The organism is Enterococcus sp. DIV2467a (genome assembly GCF_050532945.1).
Taxonomy (GTDB): domain Bacteria; phylum Bacillota; class Bacilli; order Lactobacillales; family Enterococcaceae; genus Enterococcus; species Enterococcus faecalis.
On sequence record NZ_CP172896.1, the window covers coordinates 1,482,428 to 1,507,725 of the forward strand.

Below are 25,298 nucleotides of genomic sequence, written 5' to 3' on the forward strand. Positions count from 1 at the left end.
CTATGGCTTTTGAGAGTTTAACAAACCGCCTACAACAGGCAATGAGTAAAATCCGTCGTAAGGGAAAAGTTTCCGAAGCCGACGTAAAAGAAATGATGCGAGAAATCCGTTTGGCTTTATTAGAAGCCGACGTTAATTTACAAGTGGTCAAAGATTTCACAAAACGCGTCAGAGAACGGGCAGTAGGAGTCGAAGTATTAGAAAGCTTATCACCAGCCCAACAAATTGTAAAAATTGTTGATGAAGAATTAACGAAAACGTTAGGTTCAGAAACGGTTGAACTGAATAAATCTCCAAAAATCCCGACAGTGATTATGATGACAGGGTTACAAGGGGCTGGTAAAACAACTTTTACTGGTAAATTAGCAAAACACTTAATGAAAACTGAAAACGCTCGTCCGCTTTTAATCGCTGGTGACGTTTATCGTCCAGCAGCGATTGATCAGTTGAAGGTTTTAGGTCAACAATTAGAAGTTCCCGTTTTTGATATGGGAACAGATGCTAATCCAGTGGAAATTGTTCGTCAAGGGTTAGCATTAGCAAAAGAAAAGAAAAATGATTATGTCTTAATTGATACGGCCGGCCGTTTACACATTGACGAAGCTTTAATGGACGAATTGAAACAAATTAAAGAGTTGGCTAATCCCAATGAAATTCTGTTAGTTGTTGATGCGATGACGGGGCAAGATGCTGTCAACGTTGCAGATAGTTTTAATGAACAGCTTGGAATTACTGGGGTTGTTATTACCAAAATGGACGGCGATACTCGTGGGGGGGCTGCGCTGTCAATTCGGGCAGTAACGGGCGCTCCGATTAAATTTGTCGGTTCTGGTGAAAAATTAACCGATTTAGAAATTTTCCATCCCGATCGTATGTCGAGTCGTATCCTAGGTATGGGGGACATGTTGACGCTAATTGAAAAAGCGCAACAAGATTACGATGAGAAAAAAGCAGAAGAACTTGCTCAAAAAATGAAAGAAAACAGTTTTGACTTTAACGATTTTATTGAGCAATTGGATCAAGTTATGGGCATGGGACCGATTGAGGACTTATTAAAAATGATCCCTGGAATGAGTAACATGCCTGGTATTGAAAATGTCAAAGTCGATCCAAAAGATGTGGCACGGAAACGGGCGATGGTCTTATCAATGACCCCTGCAGAACGTGAAAATCCTGATCTATTAAATCCTAGTCGCCGCCGCAGAATTGCAGCTGGTTCAGGAAATAGTGTGGTTGAAGTCAATCGTATGATTAAACAATTTAAAGAATCCAAAAAAATGATGCAACAAATGTCCAAAGGGGATATGAACATTCCTGGTATGGATCAAATGTTAGGTGGCGGCGTTAAAGGCAAGCTAGGTAAAATGGCTATGAATCGTATGATGAAGAAAAACAAAAAGAAGAAAAAGAAAAAAAGATAAACAGGCTTTAGTTAATTATCGTAAGAAACAGAAAGTGCGCCATCAGTCTCTTCGACTGATGGCGCACTTTCTGTTTAAGCGTAGTTTTGGATAATTGCGTTTAACGATTCGGCAAAACCAGCGCCGTGTTGTTCATAATATGACGTAAATCGTTCATCACCAACATACATAAGCCCTAACCCTTTATGTGCTTCTGGCGAATAGCTTGACCAAGAGTACATTAACCAATCTTTGTGTAATTGGAAAATTTCTTGCGCAAGTTGGCTAGTCAACTTGGGTGATTTTTGATACATGGCTAACTTAGAAAATAAATCTTTTTCCACGTTCTGCATTGCTTGCATGTCTTTTTCCGTCAAGTTTAAATATTTTTTTTTGGCTTGTTCAATCGTTTCGTTGCCATATTTTTCCCGAATCTCTTTACCATATTTTTCTTCGTTTTCTTGAACTTTTTGTTGTTTGAATGCTTCGAATTTTTGCTGATCTGACATGTTTATCTCTCCTTTGTAATGGTGTAAGGTTTGTTGAACAGAGGCTAAAAGACGATCAATTTCATTGCGCTTTTCCAATAGTTTTTGTTGATGCTCGTATAAAGCCTGTTCAACATTAAAGTCAGGTTGCTCCAAAATTTCTTTAATTTCATCTAGTTTCAGATCCAATTCACGGTAAAAAAGAATTTGTTGCAAACGATTCACCTCGGCTTGCCCGTAAATTCGATAACCAGAAGAATTAATTCTGGCTGGTTGAAGAAGACCAATTTCATCATAATATCGTAACGTCCGTGCACTGACGCCAGATAGTGAAGCCATTTTTTTAATTGTATATTCCATCATTCATTCCTCCTGACAAAATCTATCATAAACCTTTACGTAACGAGAGGGTCAAGCAAAAAAATAAAAAAAGTGAGACAACCTTTAAAAAGTTGCCTCACTTTTTCTCGATTGATTCAATTAGGCAGTTAAGCGATTAAAGAAATCCACGTAAGCATCTACAATTGATTGTAAGAAGCCAACAGTGCCATCAATAATTTTACCATCTTCACCAATTAAGTTCGTAATACCGCCAATATAGGCTTCAGGTTGTTGTAAAGTTGGAACATTTAAGAAGACTAATGATTGTCTTAAATGATGGTTCGCACCAAATCCGCTAATTGCACCTGGTGAAACACTCACCACAAGTCCTGGTTTTTTATCCCAAACGCTTTCGCCATACGGACGTGAACCGACATCCAATGCATTTTTTAAAACAGCTGGTACTGAACGGTTATATTCTGGTGTTACAAACATCACACCATCTACTTGTTTGACTTCTTCACGGAATGTTGTCCAAGCTTCGGTGGGGGTTCCTTCATCATCCAAATCTTGATTGTATAATTCTAAATCACCAATGTTAATAAAAACAGGTTCGAAATCAGCTGGAAATAAGTCCGCCATTGTTTTTGCTACCAATTTGTTAAATGAATCTTTTCTTAAACTCCCTACAAAAATACCAATTTTTTTTGTCATGTAAATCCCTCCATTTTTCTTTTACTTACTTTATGATAGTACTTTTTCAAAAAAAGCGCAAACGTTTTATCCTTGTACATTGTTGAACTTCGTAACTTCACGTATAATAGCTAGTAAAAGGATGAGTAAAGGAGCAACTGCTTGAATAAAAAAATAAATTGGCGCCGACAGTTAACACAGTTGGAGAAACAAACATTGACTGAATTAAAAAACAAGGAAATGATTAAACAAGGAACTTTTTATAAATTGGAACAAACATTTCCTGAGGAATCAGCTTATACTTATTATGGTTTATACAGGAAGGAACAAACCATACAAGCGTATATCGTAGGGTATTGTTTTGATGGGGAAACCTTGGAAGCGACGATTGTTGCGCCAAATGTAGGGCCATTTTTTGAAGAACTTGTTCAAGAACTCGAAAAGCAAGCAGCTTTGTGGGGAATGAAAGAAGTCTTTCTCGTGATGGACGACAAGCAATCTGTTGGCCTGAATTATTTTAATAGACAAGGAATTGTGCCAGCTTTTTCAGAACAGTATCTGGTTTTTCAAAGAGAAACTTACTCACAGGAATTGGCGAAGCTGACACTTCTCCGACCACAAGTGGCTGATTTGCATTCCTTGGCTAGGTTACTAGAAGGTACGCCTTTGCCGGAGGACCTTCAACGAACACTTATTTATAAAGAAAACAATCAACTTTTAGCCACGCTACGTTTGGATCATTTTGAAAACGAATGGGGGATTTATGGCTTTGTTGTGACAAAAACGCAACGAGGTCGCGGTCTTGGCCGTCAAGTGTTACAGTCTGCGCTCCGAATGATTTTAGAAAATTCAGCTTCAGCGACTATTTTTTTAGAAGTTGAAACAGAAAATCAAGCAGCGCTTCATCTCTATCAAACAGAAGGCTTTCAAGTGAGAAACCAGTACAACTATTATCAAATTTTGTAAAAATTCTTCATTATTTCGTTTGTTTTCCTGCAAATTGGCTAAAAAAATTGAAAAAAAGTAAAGGTGTCAAGAAAAAACTCTTTACAGGTTGTTGTTAATCTGTTAAACTAACTCTTGTGATTAAGTTAATGGAGGTGTATTTAATAATGGCAGTTAAAATTCGTTTAAAACGTATGGGTTCTAAAAAGAGTCCTTTTTACCGTATTGTAGTAGCTGATTCTCGTTCTCCTCGTGATGGACGTTTCATCGAAACTGTAGGTACTTACAACCCTTTGAAAGACCCTGCAGAAGTAGTTTTAAAAGAAGATTTAGTTTTAGATTGGTTATCTAAAGGTGCGCAACCTTCTGATACAGTTCGTAACATCCTTTCAAAAGAAGGCGTTATGAAAAAACATCATGAAGCTAAAAACGTTAAGAAATAAGGTGATTGAATATGGCAGATGTGAAAGAGTTAATTTTAACTATTGTCCGTCCGTTAGTCAGTCAACCTGAAGCAGTCTCATTAGAAATTGAGGAATCAACTGATTTCCTCGAGTATAATTTGACTGTGGCCAAAGAAGATATTGGACGTATCATTGGTAAACAAGGGCGTGTTGCAAAAGCAATTCGGACAATTGTTTATAGTGTACGTATCGATGGTCCGAAAAAGGTCCGTTTAAATATTCTTGATGGTAAATAAGCATTAACAAGGAGGTAGCCTAGCTATCTTCTTTTTTTATACATAACCAAAAAGTTTTCATTGCTAGAGACAAGCCTTTCTTGCTAAAATAGATGTATCCAGAATAAAGGAGCGATTTGTATGACAAAACGAATTATCATTATGAACTTTGATATTGAAAGTAAATCGTACCAAGCATTTTCCGAAATAAAAAAGATGCAGGCAGAAAGACAGCTTAAAGGTGAGCAAATGGCGGTTGTTACGCATGTTAATGATGGCCAGCATCAATTTAAAATCAATGATTTTATCGATTTTACAGGCAACAATCATACATCAAAAGATAGCATGATTGGGATGCTAGTAGGCATATTAGGTGGTCCTCTGGGCATTCTTTTTGGCTGGTTTGCTGGAAGTATGTATGGTGCAAGCAAAGATGCCAAAGAAATTCAAGAAGCACAAACGGTTTTTGAACATGTGATTCAAAAGATTGATGAAGGACAAACGGGATTATTATTAATTGCAGAAGAAGAAGACAATCGTCCGCTCAACCAATTGGTTATGTTTGACTTAGGTGGCGAAATCACGCGGCTTGATTTAGAGGAAGTCCAACAAGAAATTAACGATGCGAACGAAGTTGCAAATGAAGCGAAACAATCGTGGCAAGCAAAAAAAGAACAACACAAAGAAGCGACATCGAAAGAAGAATAAGGAGCAAAGACTGTTTTCTGAATAAAGGGAAACAGTCTTTTAAAATACTAAGAAATCACGGTTTTTTATGGTAGTTTGCTAATTTTTTGTTATTTTATCGTAAAATGCGGTAAACTAAGAAGAAAACTTTGAGAAAATAGATAAATTATTATTTGCTAAAGGAGCAAACTTCTTCTAAAATAAAAAGGAAGTTTAAAAGAAAGTATGGTAGCAGATGGAAATACAATTTTTAGGAACAGGCGCTGGTGTACCAGCAAAACATCGCAATGTAACAGGGATTGCGTTGAAATTATTAGATGAACGAAATGCAGTTTGGCTCTTCGATTGTGGTGAAGGGACTCAATTGCAAATTTTAAAAAGTAGTATTCGCCCAAGAAAAATTGAAAAGATTTTTATTACACATTTACATGGGGATCATATTTTTGGTTTACCTGGTTTGTTAAGTAGTCGTTCTTTTCAGGGCGGGACAGAACCTTTAGAAATCTATGGACCAGTTGGGATTGCTGACTTTGTCAAGACTTCTTTACGGGTCTCGCAATCGCGGTTGTCCTATCCACTGAAATTTATTGAATTAACGAAAGAAAATGACGTTATTTTTAAAGATAAACAATTCACTGTTCGCTGTAATATCTTGGACCATGGCATCACGAGCTTTGGCTATCGAATTGAGGAAGCAGCGCATGAAGGAGAATTACAAGTAGAGAAACTTCAAGCTTTAGGGATTCCTTCTGGGCCGTTGTATGGCAAACTCAAACGTGGTGAAACGATTGTTTTTGATGGACAGGAAATTAATGGACAAGCGTTTGTGGGAGAGCGTAAACCTGGACGAATCGTGACGATTTTAGGAGACACTCGCAAAACCAAAAATAGCGTAACCTTAGCACGACGAGCGGATGTTTTAGTCCATGAAAGTACGTTTAATAAACACGAAGCAAAAATGGCAAAAGCCTACTTCCACTCAACCAGTCAACAAGCAGCTGAAGTTGCAAAAGAAGCGCAAGTAAAACAACTTATCTTAACGCATATTAGTGCCCGTTATTTAACCAAAGAGGCCTATCAGCTTCAAGAAGAAGCCCAAGAAATTTTCCCCAATACAAAAATCGTAAAAGATATGGATATCATTGAGATTCCATTTGCCAATGAAGGAGGAGCTTAGATGGATTTAACAAATAAAGTCGTTGTCGTAACTGGAGGTTCAGCTGGTTTAGGTGAACAAATTTGTTATGAAGCAGCTAAACAAGGGGCGGTCGTCGTTGTCTGCGCCCGCAGAATTAATTTGATTGGTAAAGTTCGCGAGCAGTGTGCTGTTTTAAGCGGACGAGAAGCATTTTCTTATCAATTAGATATTGCCGATCCAGAAAGTGTTGAACGTGTGGTTGAAGCTATTTCAGCAGAAGTTGGTCCTATAGATGTTTTAGTCAACAATGCTGGTTTTGGCTTGTTTGAAAATTTTGTTGAAATTGACTTGGCTGTTGCACGCCAAATGTTTGATGTCAACGTTCTAGGAATGATGACGTTTACTCAAAAAGTAGCTATTAAAATGATTGAAGCTGGGCAAGGACATATTATCAACGTTGCTTCAATGGCTGGGAAGATGGCTACAGCTAAATCAACCGTTTATTCTGCAACGAAATTTGCTGTGTTAGGTTTTTCAAATGCTTTACGTTTAGAATTGAAACCGTTGGGTGTAGCAGTAACGACTGTCAATCCAGGACCAATCCAAACAGAATTCTTTGATAAAGCGGACCCGACAGGCACATATCTAGCTGCGGTGGATAAAATTGTTTTGGACCCTACGAAATTAGCGAAAGAAGTGGTTGGGAGTATGGGGACTTCTCGACGTGAGATTAATCGTCCATTTGTCATGGAAGCGGCTGCCCGCTTTTATACATTGTTTCCACATTTAGGAGATTTCATAGCGGGAAATATTTTAAATAAAAAATAAAGGAGTCGATCAAGTCATGAAAAATCAATGGCGTGTTATTTTGGGCCTTGTGTTGGTCTTAATTGTTGTTATTTTTGCTGTTTTAAATAATCAAGCTGTTCCAGTAAACTTTGGTTTTACTAAAATTAGTGGACCGTTAATCTTAATTATTTTAGGTTCTGCAATTATTGGCGCACTAGTTGGGTTACTAACCTCCACAACCACTATTTGGAACCAACGTAAGGAATTAAAAGCTGTACAAAAAGAGTTGGATATTTATAAAAATGATATGGATAAATTAGTCAAAGAAGAAACGGAAAAAGTTCAACGTTCTTTTGATAATCAATTGGCTGATTTGCAAGCCAAACAAGCGGCAGCACCACAAGTCGCAGAACCAGTGGTCAACGAACAAACATCAAACACAGAAGTAGACGCAACGCCTGTGTCAGGTAGTCGTATTGATCGTTATGTGAAACCTCGTGTGAATGAAGAGGAACAAAAATAAGGAAGAGACTTTATCACTAAGTTTCTTTTAAAATAAAACTGTGATATCTGCTATTTATCTAACAGATATCACAGTTTTTTTCTCAGATTTAAAAAAATGCTTTCTTTAGTTTTTGGAAAAATTTTGCTATAATTACTTGGTTAGGAGTGACGTCGTGAAAAAATCAAACTATCAATGGCAGTTACAGACAAAGACAGAATTACCTGTAGAATTTATAGAACAATTAAAAAAAGAACAAATTAATCCATTAATTGGCCAACTTTTATGGCACCGCAATATCCGGACAGAAGAAGCATTACGTAAGTTTCTACATCCGACTATCGAAGATATTTATGATCCGTTCTTAATGCATGATATGGAGAAAGCGGTAGCCCGCATCCAGCAAGCCGTCGAAGCGGGTGAACAAATCCTTGTCTATGGGGATTATGATGCAGATGGCATCACTAGTACCACGGTTATGAAAGAAGCAATCGAATTAGTCGGTGGCATGGTTCAGTACTTTCTACCGAATCGTTTTGTTCATGGATATGGGCCTAATAAAGACGTATTTGCTGAACAAATTGAACAAGGAGTCCAATTAATTGTAACCGTTGATAATGGTGTAGCTGGACATGAAGCAATTAACTACGCTATGGCTCAAGGGGTAGATGTAATCGTTACTGACCATCATGAATTGCCTGAACAATTACCAGAAGCCTATGCGATTGTCCACCCTAGACATCCGCAAGGAGACTATCCTTTTGGAGATTTAGCTGGTGTTGGCGTGGCTTTCAAAGTCGCTACTGCGTTACTTGGTGAATTGCCAATTGAGTTATTAGATTTGGTAGCAATTGGGACAATTGCTGACTTGGTTTCATTAACCGATGAAAATAGAACGTTTGTCAAAATGGGCCTTCAAATGATTCAAACTGGTGATCGAATTGGTTTAGACGTTTTACTACAAGAAGCGGGTGTGAAAAAGGAAGCTGTTTCAGAAGAATCAATTGGCTTTACCATCGGACCTCGTTTAAATGCGTTAGGTCGATTAGGGGAAGCCGCACCAGGTGTTGAATTAATGACTACATTTGATGAAGAGCAAGCGCTGGAAATCGCTAAATATATTGATCAACAAAACAATGAACGAAAAGACATTGTAACGACGATTGCCAAAGAAGCCCTGGATTTAATCGACCCGAATGCGCCGGTCCATATTTTAGCGAAACAAGGCTGGCATGAAGGCGTCTTAGGGATTGTCGCGGGCCGCATTATGCAAGAAACGGGGAAACCAACCATTATTTTAGCAATAGATGAATCTGGTACGACCGCTAAAGGCTCTGGACGTAGCATTAGCGCATTGAATCTCTATGAGGCGTTGAACGAAGTGCGTGAGCAATTCACTCATTTTGGTGGGCATCATATGGCAGCGGGAATGACTTTACCTGTTGAAAATATTCCTTTTGTTCAAGAACATTTGGCACACTTTATTGAAAAAAATCAAATTGATATGGCTAATGGACAAGAGTTGCTCATTAGTGAGAGCTTAGCGGTTTCGCAGGCCACGACTACTTTTATTGATCAATTGCGTATTTTGGCGCCTTTTGGGACCGATAATACTGTTCCAACTTTTGTATTTAAGGAAATCACGCCTACGCAAATTCGGCAAATTGGTGCAGATAATGCACATCTGAAATTTCAAATGAATCAAGAAGGGGCACAATTGGATGCAATTGCTTTTCAAATGGGGCCTCAAGCGGATGAACTAGCACAAGGAACCGCCGATGTGGCAGGCCAACTTTCCATCAATGAATGGAATGGTCGTAAGAAACCACAATTAATGGTGACTGATTTTGCTGTATTGGGAAGACAATTATTTGATTTTCGTGGCAAAAATAATCAAACGAAACCAATTCCTTCAGAAGCAACAGCTTATCTTTTGTTTGATGAAAAAAATCAAAAATTCATTTCAGATCCAACCGCTAATATTATTGTTTGGGCAAACCAAGAAGAATTGGTGGAAGCTGTTTCTCAAAATCAAATCGAACAACTGGTTTTTGTCGACTGTCCTGTGGAAGCAATCACGGTTAAAGAAATTGTTGAAGCGACTGAGATACAACGTATATACATGATGTTTATTTCACCAGAAGAAGCTTATTTAAACGGTATGGCTTCACGTGAACAATTTGCAACATTGTATAAATTTATTTTGCAGCAAAAAGAAGTAAATCTACGTTCCCAGCTATCGAAGGTGGCAAATTACTTAAATATCCAAGAAAAATTATTAATTTTCATGATACAGGTGTTTTTTGACTTAGGATTTGTTACAATAGAAAGCGGTGTTTTAAACAGTATTGAGAAACCCGACAATCGACCATTGACTGAAAGTCAAGTGTACCAACAACGATTGAAAAAAATAAAAACAGAAGAATTTCTACTTTACAGTGATTGTCAAACAATACAACAATGGCTGTGGAATGAGGAGGACAAATAAAAATGGATTTAAGAGATTACATTGCAAGCATTCCAGATTATCCTGAGAAAGGGATCGTGTTCCGTGACATTTCTCCATTAATGGCTAATGGGGATGCCTATCGTGAAGCAACGAAACAAATCGTGGATTACGCGAAAGAAAAAAGAATTGATATGGTTGTAGGACCGGAAGCTCGTGGCTTTATTGTCGGCTGTCCAGTGGCTTATGAACTAGGGGTTGGCTTTGCTCCGGTTCGTAAAAAAGGAAAACTTCCTCGTGAAACCATCGAAGTGACTTATGACTTAGAATATGGTTCAGATACATTAACGTTGCACAAAGATGCCATCACACCAGGCCAACGTGTTTTGATTTGTGATGACTTGTTAGCAACTGGTGGTACAATTAAAGCAACCATCGAATTAGTCGAACAATTAGGTGGTATTGTGGTTGGTTGTGCGTTCCTAATTGAATTAATGGATTTACATGGCCGCGATAAAATTGATGGCTACGATATTGTTACCTTAATGGAATACTAATCTAATTTAATTAGAAAGAGCGAAGGATTTAATCCTTCGCTCTTTCTTTGACATATTTATAAAAACGGAGCGTAGCTTGGGGGGAACACACCGTTTTATTATTTATTAAGGGAACTTACGATAAACGTATCTTGCTTGCTGTTGTTTACGTGTACGTGTATAACGCTTCTCATCCCATGACATAAACCAAAGAATAAATAACGGCGTCACGATCATAAAAGCAAGACGTAATCCTAATGTTCCCAAAAAAATACCTATAACCAATACAAAAAATAAAAATCCAACACGACGAATTGCTTCCATGTGTATCACCTCTTCATTTGATTCGAACGAGTGTTCGTATTGTTATTATACGAATGTATGTTCGTTTTGTAAAGTCTTTTCTACTAATTTATGTTAAAATAATTCGAAAAGAAGAATAATCCTTTATAATAAAGAGATTTAGGGCAATAAAAGAACACGATGCTTTGAGCATCGTGTTCTTATTGTGCTGTGATTACGTATAAAAGAGAACAGAAAAATACATGAGGATCGCTGCAAGCATGACGAACAAATGCCAAACCACATGCATAAACCGCACATTTTTCAATGAATAGAAGGCTGCACCTAATGTGTAAGACACACCCCCTGCGACCAATAACGCTGTTCCTGTAAACCCAAGAGATTCATATAACGGACGAGCAGCGATGATACAGAGCCAACCTAAAACAATATAAATAATCGTTGAAATGTTTTTCACTGTTTCTTGTTTATGCAACGTGAGGGATTTATAGACAATACCGACGATGGCGATTAACCAGACTAAACTAAATAAGGTCCAACCTAACCAACCGCCAATACTAATTAAGCAAAACGGCGTATAGCTGCCAGCAATCAATAAGAAAATAGAACTATGATCGAAGACCTGAAAGACCTTTTTGGCTCTTGTAAAAATTAAACTATGAAATAACGTTGAAGATAAAAAAAGTAGAATCAACATGGAGCCATAAATAGCATAAGATACCACGTGAATCGGTGAGCCTAAACGAGCTCCTTTAACAAGTAAAATGACTAAGCCAGCAATACTTAAACCTGCGCCTATGCCATGTGTAACTGCATTCAAGACTTCGTTCACGATTAGGTATTTTTTTGAGAAATGCGTTTTTTCCAATAAATTCACTTCCTTTATTTTAATTTGATGAAAAATTCGGCAGTGTCTGTTATACTATAACTAGATAATTAACCGTTTAATGGTATTCTACCATGAAAACAGGTTCCTTTTAAAGAAAGAGTGATAAATTTATGACAAACGTTAAAATCGTAACGGATTCTTCATGTACGATGGAAAAAAGTCTTAGAGATGAATTAAATATCCATATGATGCCTTTATCAATTATGGTTGATGGCGTTGTTTATCCAGATGATGATCATTTGCCAGGCGAAAAATTTATGGACATGATGGCTAATGCGAAGGCCTTACCCAAAACGAGTCAACCACCAATTGGTGAATTTGTAGAATTATATGATCGCTTAGGTGAAGATGGCAGTGAAGTAATTTCGATTCACATGACAAAAGGCTTAAGTGGAACGGTTGAAGCGGCCCGTCAAGCTAGCAATTTATCATCAAGTAAAGTAACGGTGATTGATAGCGATTTTACAGACCAAGGTTTGTCTTTCCAAGTCATTCAAGCAGCAAAATTGGCACAAGCGGGAGCGGGTGTTCCAGAAATTTTAGCTGAAATTGAACGCGTCAAACAAAATACCAAATTATACATCGGCATTTCAACATTGGATAATTTGGTTAAAGGTGGACGAATCAGCCGTACAACAGGATTATTATCAAACATTTTTAATATGAAAGTTGTCATGGACTTTGAAAATACGGAATTGATTCCTGTAGCGAAAGGCCGCGGCGTTAAAACGTTTAATAAATGGTTTGACGAATTGAAATCAGAATTAAGTAAGATTCCAAATGTTCGACAAATTGGCATTTCTCATGCGGATGGGCTAGAACTAGCAAATGGATTCAAAGAAGGATTACAAGCAATCTTTAAAGACATGGATATTCCCGTATTACATACGAATCCAGTCATTGCAACACATACAGGAAAAAATGCCTTTGCTATTATGTACTATACAGACTAAGAAATAACGAGGTTGGGTCTCACTCTTAAATGAGTAGACGCAACCTCTTTCTAACAAGAAAAGGAAAATTTCTTGTTGGTTTATTTAAAAGGAAGTGACGAAGATGAAAAAACAAACACAGCATATTTTGCTGACCGTCTTAACACCTATCCTCATTGCGCTAGGTGTTTTTACATTGTTAAGTGTGGCCATCCCCAAAGCAAAGCCACTATTAAAGCAAGAGAAAGTGGCCACAACTGCTCAAAAAAATCAAAAAGAAGTCATTCATTATACAGCAATCGGTGATTCTTTAACTGAAGGAATTGGCGATTTGACGAATAGTGGAGGTTTTGTTCCTATTGTGGCAGATGATTTAAAAGAACACTACAACTTGAACGGTGTTCAAACAGACAATTTTGGGAAAAATGGGGATCGTAGTGATCAAATTTTAAAACGAATCAAAGAAAAACCTGAAATTCAAAAAGGCCTTGCCTCTGCGGACGTGATTACGCTAACGGTTGGCGGAAATGACTTAATGAAAGTAATTAGTAGTAATATTTTCGACTTGAAAGTCAGCTCGTTCAATCGTCCACAAAAAGCCTATCAACGCCGAGTAAGACGACTACTTGAAGAAATCCGAGAGTACAACGAGAAGGCCCCTATTTATGTCTTAGGAATTTACAATCCCTTCTACTTAAACTTTTCCGAAATTACAGAAATGCAAGAAATCGTTGATAACTGGAATCAAGCAACCGAAGAAATGGTTCAAGAGCAAAAACGAGCCTATTTCATTCCTATCAATGATTTACTCTATAAAGGTCGTGGCGATGAAGTTGGCGTAACTGGTGGTGACTCAGAAACTACAGGAAGTAGTGCTAGCAAAGAGGATTTAAACAATTTGTTATATGAAGAAGATCGCTTCCATCCGAATAATCTTGGCTACCAAATTATGGCCGGAGCTGTCCGGGATGAAATGGTCAAGACAGAGAAAGAATGGATAACCAAATCAGAAGGTAGTGAATAAAATGAATGAAGAAAAGCCAAAAACAAGTAAATCAATTAAAAAGACACAACCAACCAATCTTAAACGAAATCCCTGGAAAATCGCTTTTCTTGTTCTAGTGGGTTTAGTCATTGGTAGTGTAGCTTTCGTGACATTTCGAGCAACACAAGTTCGCGAACCAGATTTAAAGAAAATACCAGCAATTGTTGAAAAAGAAGGCGAGCCAGTCGTCACCATTCAGTCAAAAAAACAACAAGTGAACAAACTGATTGACTTTTATTTAGCCGACTTTCAAAAAGGCTCGGAGATTAAATATAAATTTTATTTAGAAAATGATGCTTTATTAAATGGAACATTTCAGGTGTTAGGGCATGACATTCCTTTTTACTTATATTTTGATCCTTACGTGATGGCGAATGGTAATGTACAATTAAAAGCAAAAAGTTTATCTATAGGAACGTTAGGCTTGCCAATTAAAGAAGTATTGAAATTTGCTAAACGTTCTTACAAACTACCTAAATGGGTTGAAATCAATCCAGATGATCAAACTGTTTTATTACGTTTAGATCAGTTTAGAATGCAAAATGGTCTATTTGTTCGAGCAGAAAAGATTAATTTAGTTGACGATGACATTCGGATGAATATATACTTGCCAAAAGAGAAATAAAAAAGGAGTGTTAGAGATGGAAGAAAAAGCAATTTTTGCAGGCGGCTGTTTCTGGTGTATGGTGCAGCCTTTTGATACACAACCAGGGATTATCTCAGTTGTTTCGGGTTATACAGGTGGGCACGTGCCTAATCCAACATATGAACAGGTTCTAACACACACAACAGGCCATACGGAAGCAGTAGAAATCACTTTTGATCCAGCGATTATTTCTTACGAACAATTAGTGGATATTTATTGGCAACAAACAGATCCTACTGATGCTTTCGGTCAGTTTCAAGACCGCGGCGATAATTATCGGCCAGTTATTTTTTATCGTTCCCAAGAACAAAAAGAAATTGCTGAGAAAAGTAAAGAACGTCTAGCTAATAGTGGTCGTTTTACAGAACCAATTGTTACCACCATCGAACCAGCAGCACCATTTTATCCTGCTGAAGAATACCATCAAGACTTTTATAAAAAAGACGCTTTGCGTTATGGATTGTCCCATCAACGTAGAAGTGAATTTATCGAAGAAAAATGGAGTGATTAATTTACATGAGACGAAGCTTTTACCATTACTTAATGACATTAAAAGGTCCGGCTAAAGATCCTGAAACTGATTTTGCCAATGAAGCGGCCAAAGATATTCAGTTTCCAAAACAAACCGAGGATTATCATGAACTTTCTTCTTATTTAGAAATGAATGCTGACTATTTAAGCAACATGGACATCTTTGATGAGTTATGGGAAAAGTACCTTGAAAACAATAAATAAATCCAGAGGAAAAGCAAACAAAGCTTTTCCTCTTTTTTCATTCATGTTATAGTAAACAAAAGTAGTGACGAATTTGTTAGAAATGAGATGAAATCTATGAAGAACAAACGAACTGTTCCTTTTTATCAATATATTATTTCGCTCCTCTGTGTCGCATTTTTAGCTGGAGGAAGTAGTTATATTTATTTTGATCATCGTGTTAAAAAGATGAGTCAAGAAGGGGCAATTACCAATGCTGATTTAAGCAAAGTGCAGGATTTATATAATGAAATTAGTACCAATTATGTAGGTGAAGTAGATAAAAATGAATTAGTTGAAGGCGCCTTAAAAGGCATGTCTGAAGCCATTGGAGACCCATACTCAACTTATCTAAATGAATCTGCTGCCAATGATTTAAATGAAAGCTTATCTGGCAATTTTGAAGGAATTGGTGCCACTATGACAATGAAAGATGGCGAACCAGTTGTAGCAGAGGCCCCTGTAGCAGATTCCCCAGCTGAAAAAGCGGGAATCAAAGAAGGCGATATTATTGAAAAAGTTGATGGTACAGCTACAAAAGGGATGAAACTAGCAGAAGTCGTCTCAAAAGTCCGAGGTAAAAAAGGAACTTCCGTTGAATTGACAATCCAAAGAGAGGGAGAAACTAAAAATATCTCAATCAAACGTGGGAAAATTCCCGTTAAAACAGTGACAGGTGAGTTAGACAAAAAAGATGCACAAATTGGCTCGATTAAAATTACGTCCTTTGGTAAAAAAACATATCAAGAATTGAAAGAAACAATCACGAATTTACGTAAAAAAGGAGCTAAATCCTTTGTAATTGATGTACGCCAAAATCCTGGTGGACTGCTAGATCAAGCAGAGCGAATGGCCAGTATGTTTTTAAAAAATGGCGAAACAATTGTTCAATTTGAAGACAAAAAAGGACGTACGATGAAAGAAGTTGCTTCCAAAGAATTAGACGGCGGCTTTAAAGTAAAAGAACCTGTTGCAGTTATCATTGATGGCAATAGTGCCAGTGCATCCGAAATTTTTGCTGCAGCACTGCATGAATCTGCGAATGTCCCACTAATTGGAACGAAAACATTTGGCAAAGGAACGGTCCAAACGGTGAAAGATTTAAATGACCAAACCGAAATAAAATTGACTGTTTTAAAATGGTTAACACCAAAAGGTGAATGGATCAACGAAAAAGGAATTGAACCAACCATCAAAGCTGATTACCCCGAGTATGCCTATTTAAAATTGATTCCTCGCGATAAAACGCTAAAAGAAGGAGATCAATCTGAAGATATTCAGAACTTAAATGCTATTTTAGCTGTATTAGCGTATCCTATTGATGAAAACAATGCAAACTACACCGCAGAAACAAAAGCAGCGGTTAGCGATCTTCAACAGAAAAATGGCTTGCCTGTAACTGGAGAAATCGACAATGAAACAGCCACAAAAATTGAAGCCACTTTAGGTAAATTAATTCTTGAAAATGACGCTGCCTACGATACAGCAGTCAAAGAAATTCAAAAAAACTAGAAAAAAGGTGGCACGAAGTTGAAGAAGAAACGTGATTATGTTGGGTATTTAATGTACTTTCTGAAAATTTTAGTACCAGCAATCGTAGCCGTTTTTATTTTAAGAGGATTTTTCCTGATTCCTGTTCGGGTGGATGGCCATTCTATGCAAAAAACCTTGAATCAAGGAGATATGATTGTGATGGAAAAATTCTCCGCCATTAAACGGTTTGATGTGGTGGTCTTTAAAACAGACACAGGATCGATTCTGATTAAACGTGTGATTGGTTTACCAGGAGAAGCTGTGCGTTACGAAAACGATCAATTATATGTCAATAATCAGCCAATCGCTGAACCGTATTTAACTAAAAACAGAAAAAAAGATCATGAAACGATGCCTTATACTACGAATTTTGATTCAAAAGAATTGTTAATGCAAGAAAAATTACCTAAAGATAGCTATTTTGTGCTTGGTGATAATCGCCGTATGTCCAAAGACAGCCGTTCTTTTGGTGCAATACATGCAGATCAAATCTTAGGGAAAGCACAATTTGTTTATTACCCACTCACTCATATGAAGATCATTCCTAAATAAGTAAGACCACTAGTTCGTTTATTTAAATAACGACTAGTGGTCTTTTCTAATCTGAAAAATTGTTCTCTTAGCTGAAAAATGTTAAGGTTAAAGTAATGATAGATGTAGGAGGTCATGCAAATGATTAGAAAAACAATTTTAGCAAGTTCTATCTTAGGCGTTGGGTTGCTAATTGGTGCATGTGGGAATCAAACCCAAACTCAAATGAATTCAACCAATACCAGTGAATCATCACAGCCTAAAGTAACTGAATCAAGTCGCAAGTCATCTGAAAGTGCGTCTAATAACGAAGGTGTATCAAGCGATTCTAATAAACCCACAAGTTCCACTACAGAATCAGAAATCTTAAAAGGTCTGGCGGAAGAAAAAACGCTAAAAGAAAAAATTCCGTCCTTAAATCAAACAACGATTAAGAAAGTCACTGATAATGAGTATAAACGCATTCTTGTGATGGAAGAAAAGGCTACAGGAACGACCTATAAAAGTATTTTGATAAAAAAACAAAATCGCTTAAAAATTGTCAACGAAACAACCGATGAATTGTTATACAATGGAACCCTATAAGAACGAAATCATTCAATAAACTCAAAAGTATCACCATTGTTTCCAAAGAAAAATTTCTTTGGAAACAATGGTTTTTTTATTGACAAAAGAATTTCTAGGATATATAGTTAGTTACATAAGTAGTTAACTATTTAAGCGAGGTGTAAAAATGGAATTTAATTTTTCGGGGGAAAAGCCTTTATTTCAGCAAGTAGCCGATCAGATTGCCGAAGGAATTTTTAATGGCGCTTACTTAGAAGGCGAACAAATTCCCTCAACCACAGAAATATCAAAAAGTTATCAAATCAATCCAGCCACCGTTTTAAAAGGAATGAATTTATTAGTAGAACGACAGTTGATTGAAAAGAAACGGGGGATTGGCATGTTTGTTTTACCAGGCGCTCAAGAGAGAGTAAGAAGTGCACGGAAAGAAGAATTTTTAAATAAAGAAGTCTTAGAAGTTGTCGCAGAAGCTAAAAAATTAGGAATTACAGCTGAACAATTAAAACAACTAATTGAAAGAGGGTATGACGCATGAGTTTGCGGGTGGAATCAGTAAGTAAAAAATATCATCAAAAAAAAGCACTAGATAATATTTCAATTACTTTTGAAAAAGAAACGATTTATGGGCTCTTAGGCAGAAACGGGGCTGGTAAAAGTACGTTATTAAATATCATTAATAATCGAAGTTTTGCCACTTCAGGTTCCGTTCAATTGGCGGGAGAAACAGTGACCGATAATGAGACTGCTTTGAATCATATTTACTTAATGAGTGAAGATAATTTATTTCCTCCTCAGTTAAAAATTAAAGATATTTTTAAAACGACTGAAGGTTTTTATGGATCCTTTGACTGGTCTTTAGCCGAACAAATGTTAAGCGATTTTGGTTTAGATGGTAAAAAGACATTCAAAAAATTATCAACTGGTTATCGGAGTATTGCTAAACTAATAGTGGCGCTATCCGTCCCCTGTGAGTATATTTTTTTAGATGAGCCAGTCTTAGGTTTAGACGCCAATCATCGGGAATTATTTTATACTTATTTAATTGAGACATACCAAGAACGTCCCCGTACGTTTGTGATTTCCACCCATTTGATTGAAGAAATTGCGAATTTATTAGAAGATATTATCATCATTGATCAAGGAAAATTGATTCGCGCAGAATCTATTGAAACAATTTTGAAAAACGGTCGCATTGTTTCTGGGCCGAAAGAACAAGTAGAGCGCTATACTCAGTCATTGGAAATCTTAGGCATGGACACTTTAGGTGGGGCAGTTACGGCTTACGTGTACGGCGACTTGCCGACTGAAAAAGCAGAGGTTCAAATTGCGCCGCTAAATTTACAAACATATTTTGTGCAATTAACCAATAGAAAGAAGGAAAAGTAAAATGAAATTTAAAACAGCTTTGCGGTATCGTGTTATTTATCAAGTCCGTTCCTTAGCAATTTATTTTGGCTTTTATGCTTTGTTCGGCATTCTTTTTCCTCTTATTGGGTTGCTCTTTTCTAACGACGTGAATACTGTCAGCTCTGATGCAGTAATTCCTTGTCTGGTTTTTATGGGGATACTATCATTTTTGGGAATGAACACAGATTTTAAACTGTTTATTCAAAACGGGCTTTCCCGCTGGACAATTTTTTTGGTGAATTTTGTAAGTAATGCTATTTTATCTTTGGTTGGATCCTTGGCTGTACTTGTACTGATTAAAGTATTTAGCGGCAATTTCATTTCTCATTTTCAATTATCAATGAAATTAATTGATGTCTATGCGCAAGGAAACTTTTTCATGTCGTGGTTGCTCTTTTTTATCTTACTAATGCTTAGCGGCTCACTTGGCTTGTTAGCAGGTGTCTTTAATGATCGGATAGATGGCGTAAAAAAACTCATTGTTTTATTGCTGTTATTAATGATTCCTATTTTACTGGGCACGATTGCACAATTAGGGGGGGCACCAATGCGCCTGAGAATGCTCCATGTCTTGCAAGCAATGGTTGGTTATCAATCCACTGGTTTTACTGTCCTACCACTTCTTCTGACAATCAGTTGCTTTGTTGGCATTAATCTTGGTTTGGCCTATTTATTGAATAAACATCGTGAAATTAAACGCGTAAATGCATAACTAATTAATAAGAACATGTTCAATGAGGTGAATTTGGAACATGTTCTTATTGTTTTAATTGAGAGATACATCGGAATTACCATGACAAAGGAAAGGGCTTCCGTCAAAATAGAAAGAGAAGAAAGGAGTATGAAAAGAGTAAAAAACTTTGTAAATAAGTAAACGACAAAGAATGAAAAATGGAGGGGTAACATGGCGGTAATTGAAGCAAAAAATATCAAAAAAAGTTATGGAAAGAACGAAACAAAATTTGATGCGTTAAAAGGTGTTGATTTAAAAGTTGAAAAAGGTGAATCTGTGGCCATAATTGGTAAAAGTGGCTCTGGGAAATCAACATTTATGCACATTTTGGCATTGTTAGATCAACCAACTTCAGGAGATATTTATTTAAATGGTAAAAATGTTACTAGTATTAGAAAGAAAGTGCTGAATAAAACGAGAAATGAAGAATTTGGTTTTGTTTTTCAACAATTCTTTATGAATGCCAAGGATACAGTTTTAAATAATGTTCTTTTACCATTAAAAATTGGTGGGATTTCCGGTAGCAAGAGGAAAAAGATGGCTTTAGATGCGTTAAAAGCAGTCGGTTTGGAAGATAAAGTTCAAAATAAAGCGAATAATTTATCTGGTGGCCAAAAACAACGGGTATGTATAGCGCGTGCTTTAGTTAATAATCCGCAAATTATTTTTGCAGATGAACCTACAGGGAATTTAGATTCTGCCACTGGGAAGAAAATTGAAGAATTGTTATTTGATTTAAATAAAAATAAAGGAATTACCTTAATTATTGTGACACATGATCCAGACTTAGCAGCACGTTGTGATCGGCAAGTTCATGTTCGAGACGGCTTGATTGTAGGAGGAGATGAGTAAATGAAATTTAGAGATATTTTAAAATCAGCTAGTACCAATTTAATGCGTAATAAAGGTCGAACCGTATTGACCATTATTGCAATCTTTATTGGAGCATTTACCATAGCTTTAACTACAGGAGTCAATATTGGTGTAAATGATTATATTGACAAACAAGTCGGCAGTGTCGGTGGTGCAAATCAGTTATTTATTCAGCCAAAAATGGAGATGAATGTTGGTAACGGAACAGAACCAAGTAAATATAATCCAGAGAAAAAAACCAGTACGATTCAACAACAAAGTATGCTTGCTGAAAAAGATATTGAGAAGATTAAAAAAATCTCGGATGTTACATCAGTGGAACCAATGAAATCCGTTGCTATCGATTATATAAAAGGAGCAGATAAGCATAAATATGTATTTTCAGCAACTTCTGCGCTAGATGAGATGACCATTGATTTAGCGGCTGGCCGTAAAGTTTCGCAAACGAGCCAGGACTTCGAAATTAATTTGTCACCAGAATATGTAAAAGCGCTCGGCTATACATCTAGTAAAGCTGCCGTGGGGGAAACAGTTCAATTAGGTATCTCAAGTTCCTTGAAAGGACAAGAGCAAGTTATTGAAGCAAAAATTGTTGGCGTTAGAAATGCCAGTGTCATTCAAAATGGGCTCTCGCTGATGAATAAAGCATTGATTGATAAAGTTGTCTCAATCAATCAAGCAGATCTTCCAGAACATTTAAAAAATCAATACGCGATGATTATTGCTGAAGTTAAAAAAGACAGCACGCCAGAGCAGATTAAGGACATCAAAAAAGATTTAGACAAAGCTGGCTATTTAGCGACTACTGTCGAAGATGAAATTGGCATGATTCGTAATATAATCAATGCAATCACTGGTGTCTTAACCATGTTTGGTGCAATTGCCTTGTTAGCTGCAAGCTTTGGCATTATTAACACGCTGTATATGTCTGTCCAAGAAAGAACGCGAGAAATTGGTTTAATGAAAGCCATGGGACTTAGCAATGGGAAAGTCTTTACAATTTTTAGTGTTGAGGCGGCTTTAATTGGCTTTTTTGGCTCAATATTAGGCATTTTAGGAGCTGTTGGGGTTGGAAATTTAGTTAATCGTTTGGCAACGGATTCTTTTTTAAAGGCTTTAACAGGATTTAAATTAATTCAATTTTCATTGCCATCTTCACTAACGATTATCTTAGTTATTATGTTTATTGCTTTTTTAGCAGGAACTTTACCAGCTCGAAGAGCAGCAAAATTAGATCCAATTGAATCTTTACGTTATGAATAATAGACTAAAAACAGCTACTTTCTCTCAATTTAACTAAAGCATATTCTTATATAAAAAGAAGGCAATAGGCGTATACTAAAAGTGTGAAAAATGAAACAAATGAGAGGAAGTTGGTTTATGAAAGCTGTTGTGATTAATCAGTACGGAAGTAAAGAGGTACTTGAAGAAGCAGAAGTAACACTGCCAGAATTATCGGAACATCAAGTGTTGGTAAAAGAATACGTGACATCAATTAATCCGATTGATTGGAAATTGCGTGAAGGATATTTAAAACAGATGTTTGATTGGTCCTTTCCGATTATTCTTGGTTGGGATGTCGCTGGTGTGATTACAGAGGTGGGGAGTCAAGTAACGGATTGGCAAGTTGGCGATAAAGTTTTTGCTCGTCCTGAAACTACTCGTTTTGGTACCTATGCAGAAGTAACGATTGTGGATGATCATTTATTAGCAAAAATCCCTGAAACAATTAGCTTTGAAGAAGCGGCTGCCGTTCCGTTGGCTGGTTTAACCGCTTGGCAAGCATTGTTTGATCATGGTCACCTTAAAGAAGGAGAAACTGTTTTAATTCATGCTGGTGCAGGTGGGGTCGGTACTTATGCGATTCAACTAGCAAAAGAAGCGGGCGCACATGTCATCACGACCGCTAGCGCCAAAAATCATGCCTTACTGAAAAAAATTGGTGCAGATGAAGTGATTGATTATCATACAACGAATTTTGCAGAGGTATTAGCTGATGTTGATTTGGTCTTTGATACAATGGGTGGTGAGGTTCAAAAAAATAGTTTTGCCGTCTTAAAACCAAACACAGGTCGTCTTGTTTCAATTGTGGGCATTGAAGATAAACAATTGGCAGCCGAAAAAAATGTTTCTGCTGAAAGTATTTGGCTTCAACCAAATGGAGAACAATTACAAAAAATTGCTGATTTGATGGCAGCTGGAAAAGTGAAATCAATTATTGGTGAAGTTTTCCCTTTTTCTAGACAAGGGATTTATGATGCACATGCACTCAGTGAAACGCACCATGCAGTTGGTAAAATAGTTGTTCAAATGGCAGAATAAAAAGAAGCTCAGACAGTGAGTTATCTTAAAATAGAAAAAGTGGGTCCTAAGTCATTTCGACTTAGGACCCACTTTTTTGTTAAGAGGACAGATGTGCCAACCAAGTTTGTGTTTCCTTAATTTCTTGATAAGTTAATTGATGACTTTGTGTCCAAACCTCTTGTACGGTTGCTCCATGATTCTGAAATAATTGAATCACACGCATACTTTCAGGAAGTGGAACAATCGGGTCATGCTCTCCTAGAGATAATAAAACAGAAGTGTCGGTCAAGTCTGGTTGATTGGTCAATTCAACAGGAAACATGGGATGATAGAGGACAGCTTGATGGTAACTATCGGGATGAGTAAGCAATAATTGAATAACGATATTGGCCCCATTTGAATAGCCAATAAAAATAATTTTATCCAATGAAAATTGATGCTCGTTAGCGGCTTGTTGAATAAACTTATGAAGCGCCTCGCCGCGTTTTTCTAGATCTTCTAAGTCATAATGACCTTCCGCTAGGCGCTTAAAATAACGATTCATTCCATTTTCTGAAACATCACCACGAATACTTAGCACAGTAGCTTGTTTATTTAGTTCTTGGGCAATTGGTAGGAGAGATGTTTCATCACCACCTGTACCGTGAAGTAGCACAAAGACAGGTGCTTCAGGATGTCCTTTTTTTAAAATTGAATGCATGTTTTTTTTCCTCCTTAGGCTCGTTTTGTATTGAAAGGCTTGATAACACTCTCAATATACTCACGACGGTTTTCTAAAAATGGCGCAAGAGATAACTTTTCTCCTAATGTTTCGTAAGGTTCATCCCCCATAAACCCTGGTTCATCGGTGGCTAATTCGACTAAAATATGTCCAATGCGAACATACAATGATTCAAAGTAATAACGATCGACATAGCCAGAGTTTTGTAAGCCTAAATGATCAAAGAGCGCTTGCCAAGTCCCAAGTGATTTACGATCCGCTAGGCGGAATGCAACGTGATGTACTTCACCATATCCTTGTTGCGCTTGTGAGCTAGTATCATCGTCTACCAAAACGACTTGGGCACCATTGCCACCTTGGCCAACTTCTAGTAAATAGCGATTGCCTTCTTGTGCCACTAGGTGAAAGCCTAGAATTTCTTCAAAGACTTCTTTGAATTCATGAAAATAGGAAATAGCTATTTCGACAGGTCCTAAGCCATAAATCGCAAATTCTGTTGGAACAGGTCCTTTTTTCCAAGGGGTGCCCGCTGCAACGCCCTGATTTAATTCATCAGAGATTAATTGATACGCTTGATCATCAAAATCCCAAAAGCGAAGGACTTTTTTCCCGAATTCTTCAGAAATACCTGTGTGTTTGACAGCAAATTCATTGAAGCGATTTTCATAATAAGTCAAAGCTGCATCTGAAGGAACCCGGAACCCTGTTCTTGAAATTGTATTGGTTCCTTTTAATCCTTTAGGGTTATTGGGAAAATCGAAAAAGGTCATGGTTGTACCTGGTGTACCCAAATCATCAGCAAAATAGGTATGGTAAGTATAGATATCATCTTGATTCACTGTTTTTTTGACTAAACGCATCCCTAAAACATCTGTAAAGAAGTGATAGTTTTTTTCTGCATCACTTGTCATAGCTGTAACGTGGTGGATTCCTAATAATTGATCTTCTTTTTTCATCATTATTTCCTCATTTCGTTTCATTTGTTATTTTTCGTAAAGTTTTTTGAAGAAGTGTTAATTCTTCGGAAGAGAGTTGTTCAAATGCTTCTGCAATTCGCTTTGCATGCGTCGGGAAAATTTCTTTAATTAATGTTTTTCCAGCTTCTGTTAATTCGACGTAAGTAATGCGTCGGTCTTTTTCACTGGGAGTGCGCGTTACATAGCCTTTTTTATGTAATTGGTCAATAACATAAGTGGTGCTACTGCTAGCGATTAAAATTTTCTCCTTGATTTTTTGGATGGTCTGAGGACCTTTATGGAGTAACAGCTCTAACACTGAAAATTCTGTAATGTTTAAGTCATAACAAGTAACATCTTGCTTGGCAAGTTGCTCTAGTCGATGGCTGGTTCTTAATAAACCGATATAGGCTTTTAAAGCTTCTTGCTGTTGGTTCATTGTTTCACCTCTTTTTATTTCGAATTCGAGATAAATATAACT

31 protein-coding genes are annotated in these 25,298 nt (G+C 37.0%); 24 read left to right on the forward strand and 7 right to left on the reverse strand.

Translation table 11 applies throughout. From position 1 onward, the window contains the following. The first annotated feature begins 2 nt into the window (after positions 1–2). The gene (gene ffh, locus IGL80_RS06925; RefSeq protein ID WP_002360194.1) at positions 3–1,421 is read left to right on the forward strand and encodes a signal recognition particle protein; all 1,419 of its coding nucleotides are present in this window, start codon (positions 3–5) and stop codon (positions 1,419–1,421) included. Between the two features lie 74 nt (positions 1,422–1,495). On the opposite strand, the gene IGL80_RS06930 is transcribed toward ffh, so the two are convergent. Together IGL80_RS06930 and IGL80_RS06935 are read right to left on the reverse strand one after the other, a co-directional pair. Then, the gene (locus IGL80_RS06930) at positions 1,496–2,251 is read right to left on the reverse strand and encodes a MerR family transcriptional regulator (RefSeq protein ID WP_173965593.1); all 756 of its coding nucleotides are present in this window, start codon (positions 2,249–2,251) and stop codon (positions 1,496–1,498) included. Positions 2,252–2,368: 117 nt separating this feature from the next. Next, positions 2,369–2,923 (reverse strand): NADPH-dependent FMN reductase, encoded by a 555-nt coding sequence (locus tag IGL80_RS06935; protein ID WP_002357432.1) that lies wholly within the window; start codon positions 2,921–2,923, stop codon positions 2,369–2,371. A 141-nt stretch (positions 2,924–3,064) separates the two neighbouring features. On the opposite strand from IGL80_RS06935, the gene IGL80_RS06940 reads away from it, so the two are divergent. The 9 genes from IGL80_RS06940 (at position 3,065) to IGL80_RS06980 (ending at position 10,645) form a co-directional block, all read left to right on the forward strand. Beyond that, positions 3,065–3,868, forward strand: coding sequence for a GNAT family N-acetyltransferase (locus tag IGL80_RS06940; protein ID WP_002360197.1), 804 nt, complete (start codon positions 3,065–3,067; stop codon positions 3,866–3,868). 146 nt (positions 3,869–4,014) lie between these two features. After that, entirely contained in the window at positions 4,015–4,290 is a 276-nt protein-coding gene (gene rpsP, locus IGL80_RS06945; RefSeq protein ID WP_002357434.1) for a 30S ribosomal protein S16, read from the forward strand. Positions 4,291–4,301: 11 nt separating this feature from the next. Continuing rightward, on the forward strand, positions 4,302–4,547 hold the full coding sequence (locus IGL80_RS06950) for a KH domain-containing protein (protein WP_002357435.1): 246 nt from the start codon (positions 4,302–4,304) through the stop codon (positions 4,545–4,547). Positions 4,548–4,667: 120 nt separating this feature from the next. Further along, positions 4,668–5,234 carry a hypothetical protein gene (locus IGL80_RS06955; protein ID WP_002360199.1) on the forward strand — a complete coding sequence of 189 codons (567 nt, stop codon included), beginning with the start codon at positions 4,668–4,670 and terminating at the stop codon, positions 5,232–5,234. 214 nt (positions 5,235–5,448) lie between these two features. Next, a complete protein-coding gene (rnz, locus tag IGL80_RS06960) occupies positions 5,449–6,390 on the forward strand; it encodes a ribonuclease Z (protein ID WP_002360200.1) in 942 nt (313 codons plus the stop codon). Continuing rightward, a complete protein-coding gene (locus tag IGL80_RS06965; RefSeq protein WP_002357438.1) occupies positions 6,391–7,179 on the forward strand; it encodes an SDR family NAD(P)-dependent oxidoreductase in 789 nt (262 codons plus the stop codon). Between the two features lie 16 nt (positions 7,180–7,195). Then, positions 7,196–7,663 (forward strand): LapA family protein, encoded by a 468-nt coding sequence (locus IGL80_RS06970; RefSeq protein ID WP_002357439.1) that lies wholly within the window; start codon positions 7,196–7,198, stop codon positions 7,661–7,663. A 154-nt stretch (positions 7,664–7,817) separates the two neighbouring features. After that, positions 7,818–10,130, forward strand: a complete 2,313-nt coding sequence (gene recJ / locus IGL80_RS06975; protein ID WP_002404295.1) for a single-stranded-DNA-specific exonuclease RecJ — start codon at positions 7,818–7,820, stop codon at positions 10,128–10,130. Positions 10,131–10,132: 2 nt separating this feature from the next. Then, positions 10,133–10,645 (forward strand): adenine phosphoribosyltransferase, encoded by a 513-nt coding sequence (locus tag IGL80_RS06980; RefSeq protein ID WP_002357441.1) that lies wholly within the window; start codon positions 10,133–10,135, stop codon positions 10,643–10,645. 105 nt (positions 10,646–10,750) lie between these two features. Here the strand turns inward: IGL80_RS06980 and IGL80_RS06985 are convergent, their stop codons facing one another. Together IGL80_RS06985 and trhA are read right to left on the reverse strand one after the other, a co-directional pair. Further along, entirely contained in the window at positions 10,751–10,948 is a 198-nt protein-coding gene (locus tag IGL80_RS06985) for a hypothetical protein (RefSeq protein WP_002360203.1), read from the reverse strand. A 193-nt stretch (positions 10,949–11,141) separates the two neighbouring features. Next, positions 11,142–11,795, reverse strand: coding sequence for a PAQR family membrane homeostasis protein TrhA (gene trhA / locus IGL80_RS06990; RefSeq protein ID WP_002357443.1), 654 nt, complete (start codon positions 11,793–11,795; stop codon positions 11,142–11,144). 131 nt (positions 11,796–11,926) lie between these two features. Between trhA and IGL80_RS06995 the strand changes: the two genes are divergently transcribed. The 14 genes from IGL80_RS06995 to IGL80_RS07060 all read left to right on the forward strand — a co-directional run bounded on the left by IGL80_RS06995 (position 11,927) and on the right by IGL80_RS07060 (position 23,158). After that, positions 11,927–12,769, forward strand: coding sequence for a DegV family protein (locus tag IGL80_RS06995; protein ID WP_002357444.1), 843 nt, complete (start codon positions 11,927–11,929; stop codon positions 12,767–12,769). A gap of 103 nt (positions 12,770–12,872) precedes the next feature. Beyond that, the gene (locus IGL80_RS07000) at positions 12,873–13,772 is read left to right on the forward strand and encodes an SGNH/GDSL hydrolase family protein (RefSeq protein WP_002365717.1); all 900 of its coding nucleotides are present in this window, start codon (positions 12,873–12,875) and stop codon (positions 13,770–13,772) included. Further along, the gene (locus IGL80_RS07005) at positions 13,765–14,418 is read left to right on the forward strand and encodes a YpmS family protein (protein ID WP_002357446.1); all 654 of its coding nucleotides are present in this window, start codon (positions 13,765–13,767) and stop codon (positions 14,416–14,418) included. Before IGL80_RS07000 ends, IGL80_RS07005 begins: the two co-directional genes overlap by 8 nt. Positions 14,419–14,434: 16 nt before the next feature. Continuing rightward, the gene (gene msrA, locus IGL80_RS07010; RefSeq protein WP_002357448.1) at positions 14,435–14,950 is read left to right on the forward strand and encodes a peptide-methionine (S)-S-oxide reductase MsrA; all 516 of its coding nucleotides are present in this window, start codon (positions 14,435–14,437) and stop codon (positions 14,948–14,950) included. A 5-nt stretch (positions 14,951–14,955) separates the two neighbouring features. After that, positions 14,956–15,174, forward strand: coding sequence for a YozE family protein (locus tag IGL80_RS07015; protein ID WP_002357449.1), 219 nt, complete (start codon positions 14,956–14,958; stop codon positions 15,172–15,174). An 87-nt stretch (positions 15,175–15,261) separates the two neighbouring features. After that, a complete protein-coding gene (locus tag IGL80_RS07020) occupies positions 15,262–16,704 on the forward strand; it encodes a S41 family peptidase (protein WP_002360205.1) in 1,443 nt (480 codons plus the stop codon). An 18-nt stretch (positions 16,705–16,722) separates the two neighbouring features. Continuing rightward, complete coding sequence (gene lepB / locus IGL80_RS07025) at positions 16,723–17,277, forward strand: signal peptidase I (protein WP_002382369.1); 555 nt, start codon at positions 16,723–16,725, stop codon at positions 17,275–17,277. Between the two features lie 114 nt (positions 17,278–17,391). Next, on the forward strand, positions 17,392–17,841 hold the full coding sequence (locus IGL80_RS07030; protein ID WP_002360207.1) for a hypothetical protein: 450 nt from the start codon (positions 17,392–17,394) through the stop codon (positions 17,839–17,841). Between the two features lie 148 nt (positions 17,842–17,989). Next, complete coding sequence (locus IGL80_RS07035; RefSeq protein WP_002357453.1) at positions 17,990–18,358, forward strand: GntR family transcriptional regulator; 369 nt, start codon at positions 17,990–17,992, stop codon at positions 18,356–18,358. After that, on the forward strand, positions 18,355–19,209 hold the full coding sequence (locus tag IGL80_RS07040) for an ATP-binding cassette domain-containing protein (protein ID WP_002360208.1): 855 nt from the start codon (positions 18,355–18,357) through the stop codon (positions 19,207–19,209). Before IGL80_RS07035 ends, IGL80_RS07040 begins: the two co-directional genes overlap by 4 nt. Before the next feature lies 1 nt (position 19,210). Beyond that, positions 19,211–19,942: a hypothetical protein gene (locus IGL80_RS07045; RefSeq protein WP_002360209.1), complete on the forward strand. Its 732-nt coding sequence runs from the start codon at positions 19,211–19,213 to the stop codon at positions 19,940–19,942. Between the two features lie 192 nt (positions 19,943–20,134). Further along, positions 20,135–20,815: an ABC transporter ATP-binding protein gene (locus tag IGL80_RS07050; protein ID WP_002357457.1), complete on the forward strand. Its 681-nt coding sequence runs from the start codon at positions 20,135–20,137 to the stop codon at positions 20,813–20,815. Beyond that, positions 20,816–22,099 (forward strand): ABC transporter permease, encoded by a 1,284-nt coding sequence (locus tag IGL80_RS07055; RefSeq protein ID WP_002357458.1) that lies wholly within the window; start codon positions 20,816–20,818, stop codon positions 22,097–22,099. It begins immediately after the preceding gene. A gap of 90 nt (positions 22,100–22,189) precedes the next feature. Beyond that, positions 22,190–23,158, forward strand: a complete 969-nt coding sequence (locus tag IGL80_RS07060) for an NADP-dependent oxidoreductase (RefSeq protein WP_002404298.1) — start codon at positions 22,190–22,192, stop codon at positions 23,156–23,158. A 79-nt stretch (positions 23,159–23,237) separates the two neighbouring features. Here IGL80_RS07060 and IGL80_RS07065 read toward each other — a convergent pair whose 3' ends face one another. From IGL80_RS07065 to IGL80_RS07075, 3 genes are read right to left on the reverse strand one after another with little or no spacing between them, the layout of a single operon-like run. Further along, positions 23,238–23,840, reverse strand: coding sequence for an alpha/beta hydrolase (locus IGL80_RS07065; RefSeq protein ID WP_002360211.1), 603 nt, complete (start codon positions 23,838–23,840; stop codon positions 23,238–23,240). Positions 23,841–23,854: 14 nt separating this feature from the next. Further along, positions 23,855–24,817, reverse strand: coding sequence for a ring-cleaving dioxygenase (locus IGL80_RS07070; RefSeq protein ID WP_033591911.1), 963 nt, complete (start codon positions 24,815–24,817; stop codon positions 23,855–23,857). A 10-nt stretch (positions 24,818–24,827) separates the two neighbouring features. Further along, entirely contained in the window at positions 24,828–25,256 is a 429-nt protein-coding gene (locus tag IGL80_RS07075; RefSeq protein WP_002360215.1) for a MarR family winged helix-turn-helix transcriptional regulator, read from the reverse strand. Between the last annotated feature and the right edge of the window lie 42 nt (positions 25,257–25,298).

What these genes read in the sequence shown, in the direction of transcription:
- IGL80_RS07065 (WP_002360211.1), bottom strand. Translation starts at nt 23,840, where the DNA reads ATGCATTCAATTTTAAAAAAAGGACATCCTGAAGCACCTGTCTTTGTG.
- IGL80_RS06950 (WP_002357435.1), top strand. Translation starts at nt 4,302, where the DNA reads ATGGCAGATGTGAAAGAGTTAATTTTAACTATTGTCCGTCCGTTAGTC.
- IGL80_RS06955 (WP_002360199.1), top strand. Translation starts at nt 4,668, where the DNA reads ATGACAAAACGAATTATCATTATGAACTTTGATATTGAAAGTAAATCG.
- IGL80_RS07050 (WP_002357457.1), top strand. Translation starts at nt 20,135, where the DNA reads ATGGCGGTAATTGAAGCAAAAAATATCAAAAAAAGTTATGGAAAGAAC.
- IGL80_RS06930 (WP_173965593.1), bottom strand. Translation starts at nt 2,251, where the DNA reads ATGATGGAATATACAATTAAAAAAATGGCTTCACTATCTGGCGTCAGT.
- IGL80_RS06980 (WP_002357441.1), top strand. Translation starts at nt 10,133, where the DNA reads ATGGATTTAAGAGATTACATTGCAAGCATTCCAGATTATCCTGAGAAA.
- rnz (WP_002360200.1), top strand. Translation starts at nt 5,449, where the DNA reads ATGGAAATACAATTTTTAGGAACAGGCGCTGGTGTACCAGCAAAACAT.
- rpsP (WP_002357434.1), top strand. Translation starts at nt 4,015, where the DNA reads ATGGCAGTTAAAATTCGTTTAAAACGTATGGGTTCTAAAAAGAGTCCT.
- ffh (WP_002360194.1), top strand. Translation starts at nt 3, where the DNA reads ATGGCTTTTGAGAGTTTAACAAACCGCCTACAACAGGCAATGAGTAAA.
- IGL80_RS06935 (WP_002357432.1), bottom strand. Translation starts at nt 2,923, where the DNA reads ATGACAAAAAAAATTGGTATTTTTGTAGGGAGTTTAAGAAAAGATTCA.
- IGL80_RS07030 (WP_002360207.1), top strand. Translation starts at nt 17,392, where the DNA reads ATGCAAATGATTAGAAAAACAATTTTAGCAAGTTCTATCTTAGGCGTT.
- IGL80_RS07000 (WP_002365717.1), top strand. Translation starts at nt 12,873, where the DNA reads ATGAAAAAACAAACACAGCATATTTTGCTGACCGTCTTAACACCTATC.
- IGL80_RS07020 (WP_002360205.1), top strand. Translation starts at nt 15,262, where the DNA reads ATGAAATCTATGAAGAACAAACGAACTGTTCCTTTTTATCAATATATT.
- IGL80_RS07070 (WP_033591911.1), bottom strand. Translation starts at nt 24,817, where the DNA reads ATGAAAAAAGAAGATCAATTATTAGGAATCCACCACGTTACAGCTATG.
- IGL80_RS07045 (WP_002360209.1), top strand. Translation starts at nt 19,211, where the DNA reads ATGAAATTTAAAACAGCTTTGCGGTATCGTGTTATTTATCAAGTCCGT.
- IGL80_RS06995 (WP_002357444.1), top strand. Translation starts at nt 11,927, where the DNA reads ATGACAAACGTTAAAATCGTAACGGATTCTTCATGTACGATGGAAAAA.
- IGL80_RS07060 (WP_002404298.1), top strand. Translation starts at nt 22,190, where the DNA reads ATGAAACAAATGAGAGGAAGTTGGTTTATGAAAGCTGTTGTGATTAAT.
- IGL80_RS06970 (WP_002357439.1), top strand. Translation starts at nt 7,196, where the DNA reads ATGAAAAATCAATGGCGTGTTATTTTGGGCCTTGTGTTGGTCTTAATT.
- IGL80_RS07015 (WP_002357449.1), top strand. Translation starts at nt 14,956, where the DNA reads ATGAGACGAAGCTTTTACCATTACTTAATGACATTAAAAGGTCCGGCT.
- IGL80_RS07035 (WP_002357453.1), top strand. Translation starts at nt 17,990, where the DNA reads ATGGAATTTAATTTTTCGGGGGAAAAGCCTTTATTTCAGCAAGTAGCC.
- IGL80_RS06965 (WP_002357438.1), top strand. Translation starts at nt 6,391, where the DNA reads ATGGATTTAACAAATAAAGTCGTTGTCGTAACTGGAGGTTCAGCTGGT.
- msrA (WP_002357448.1), top strand. Translation starts at nt 14,435, where the DNA reads ATGGAAGAAAAAGCAATTTTTGCAGGCGGCTGTTTCTGGTGTATGGTG.
- IGL80_RS06985 (WP_002360203.1), bottom strand. Translation starts at nt 10,948, where the DNA reads ATGGAAGCAATTCGTCGTGTTGGATTTTTATTTTTTGTATTGGTTATA.
- IGL80_RS07075 (WP_002360215.1), bottom strand. Translation starts at nt 25,256, where the DNA reads ATGAACCAACAGCAAGAAGCTTTAAAAGCCTATATCGGTTTATTAAGA.
- IGL80_RS07040 (WP_002360208.1), top strand. Translation starts at nt 18,355, where the DNA reads ATGAGTTTGCGGGTGGAATCAGTAAGTAAAAAATATCATCAAAAAAAA.
- IGL80_RS07055 (WP_002357458.1), top strand. Translation starts at nt 20,816, where the DNA reads ATGAAATTTAGAGATATTTTAAAATCAGCTAGTACCAATTTAATGCGT.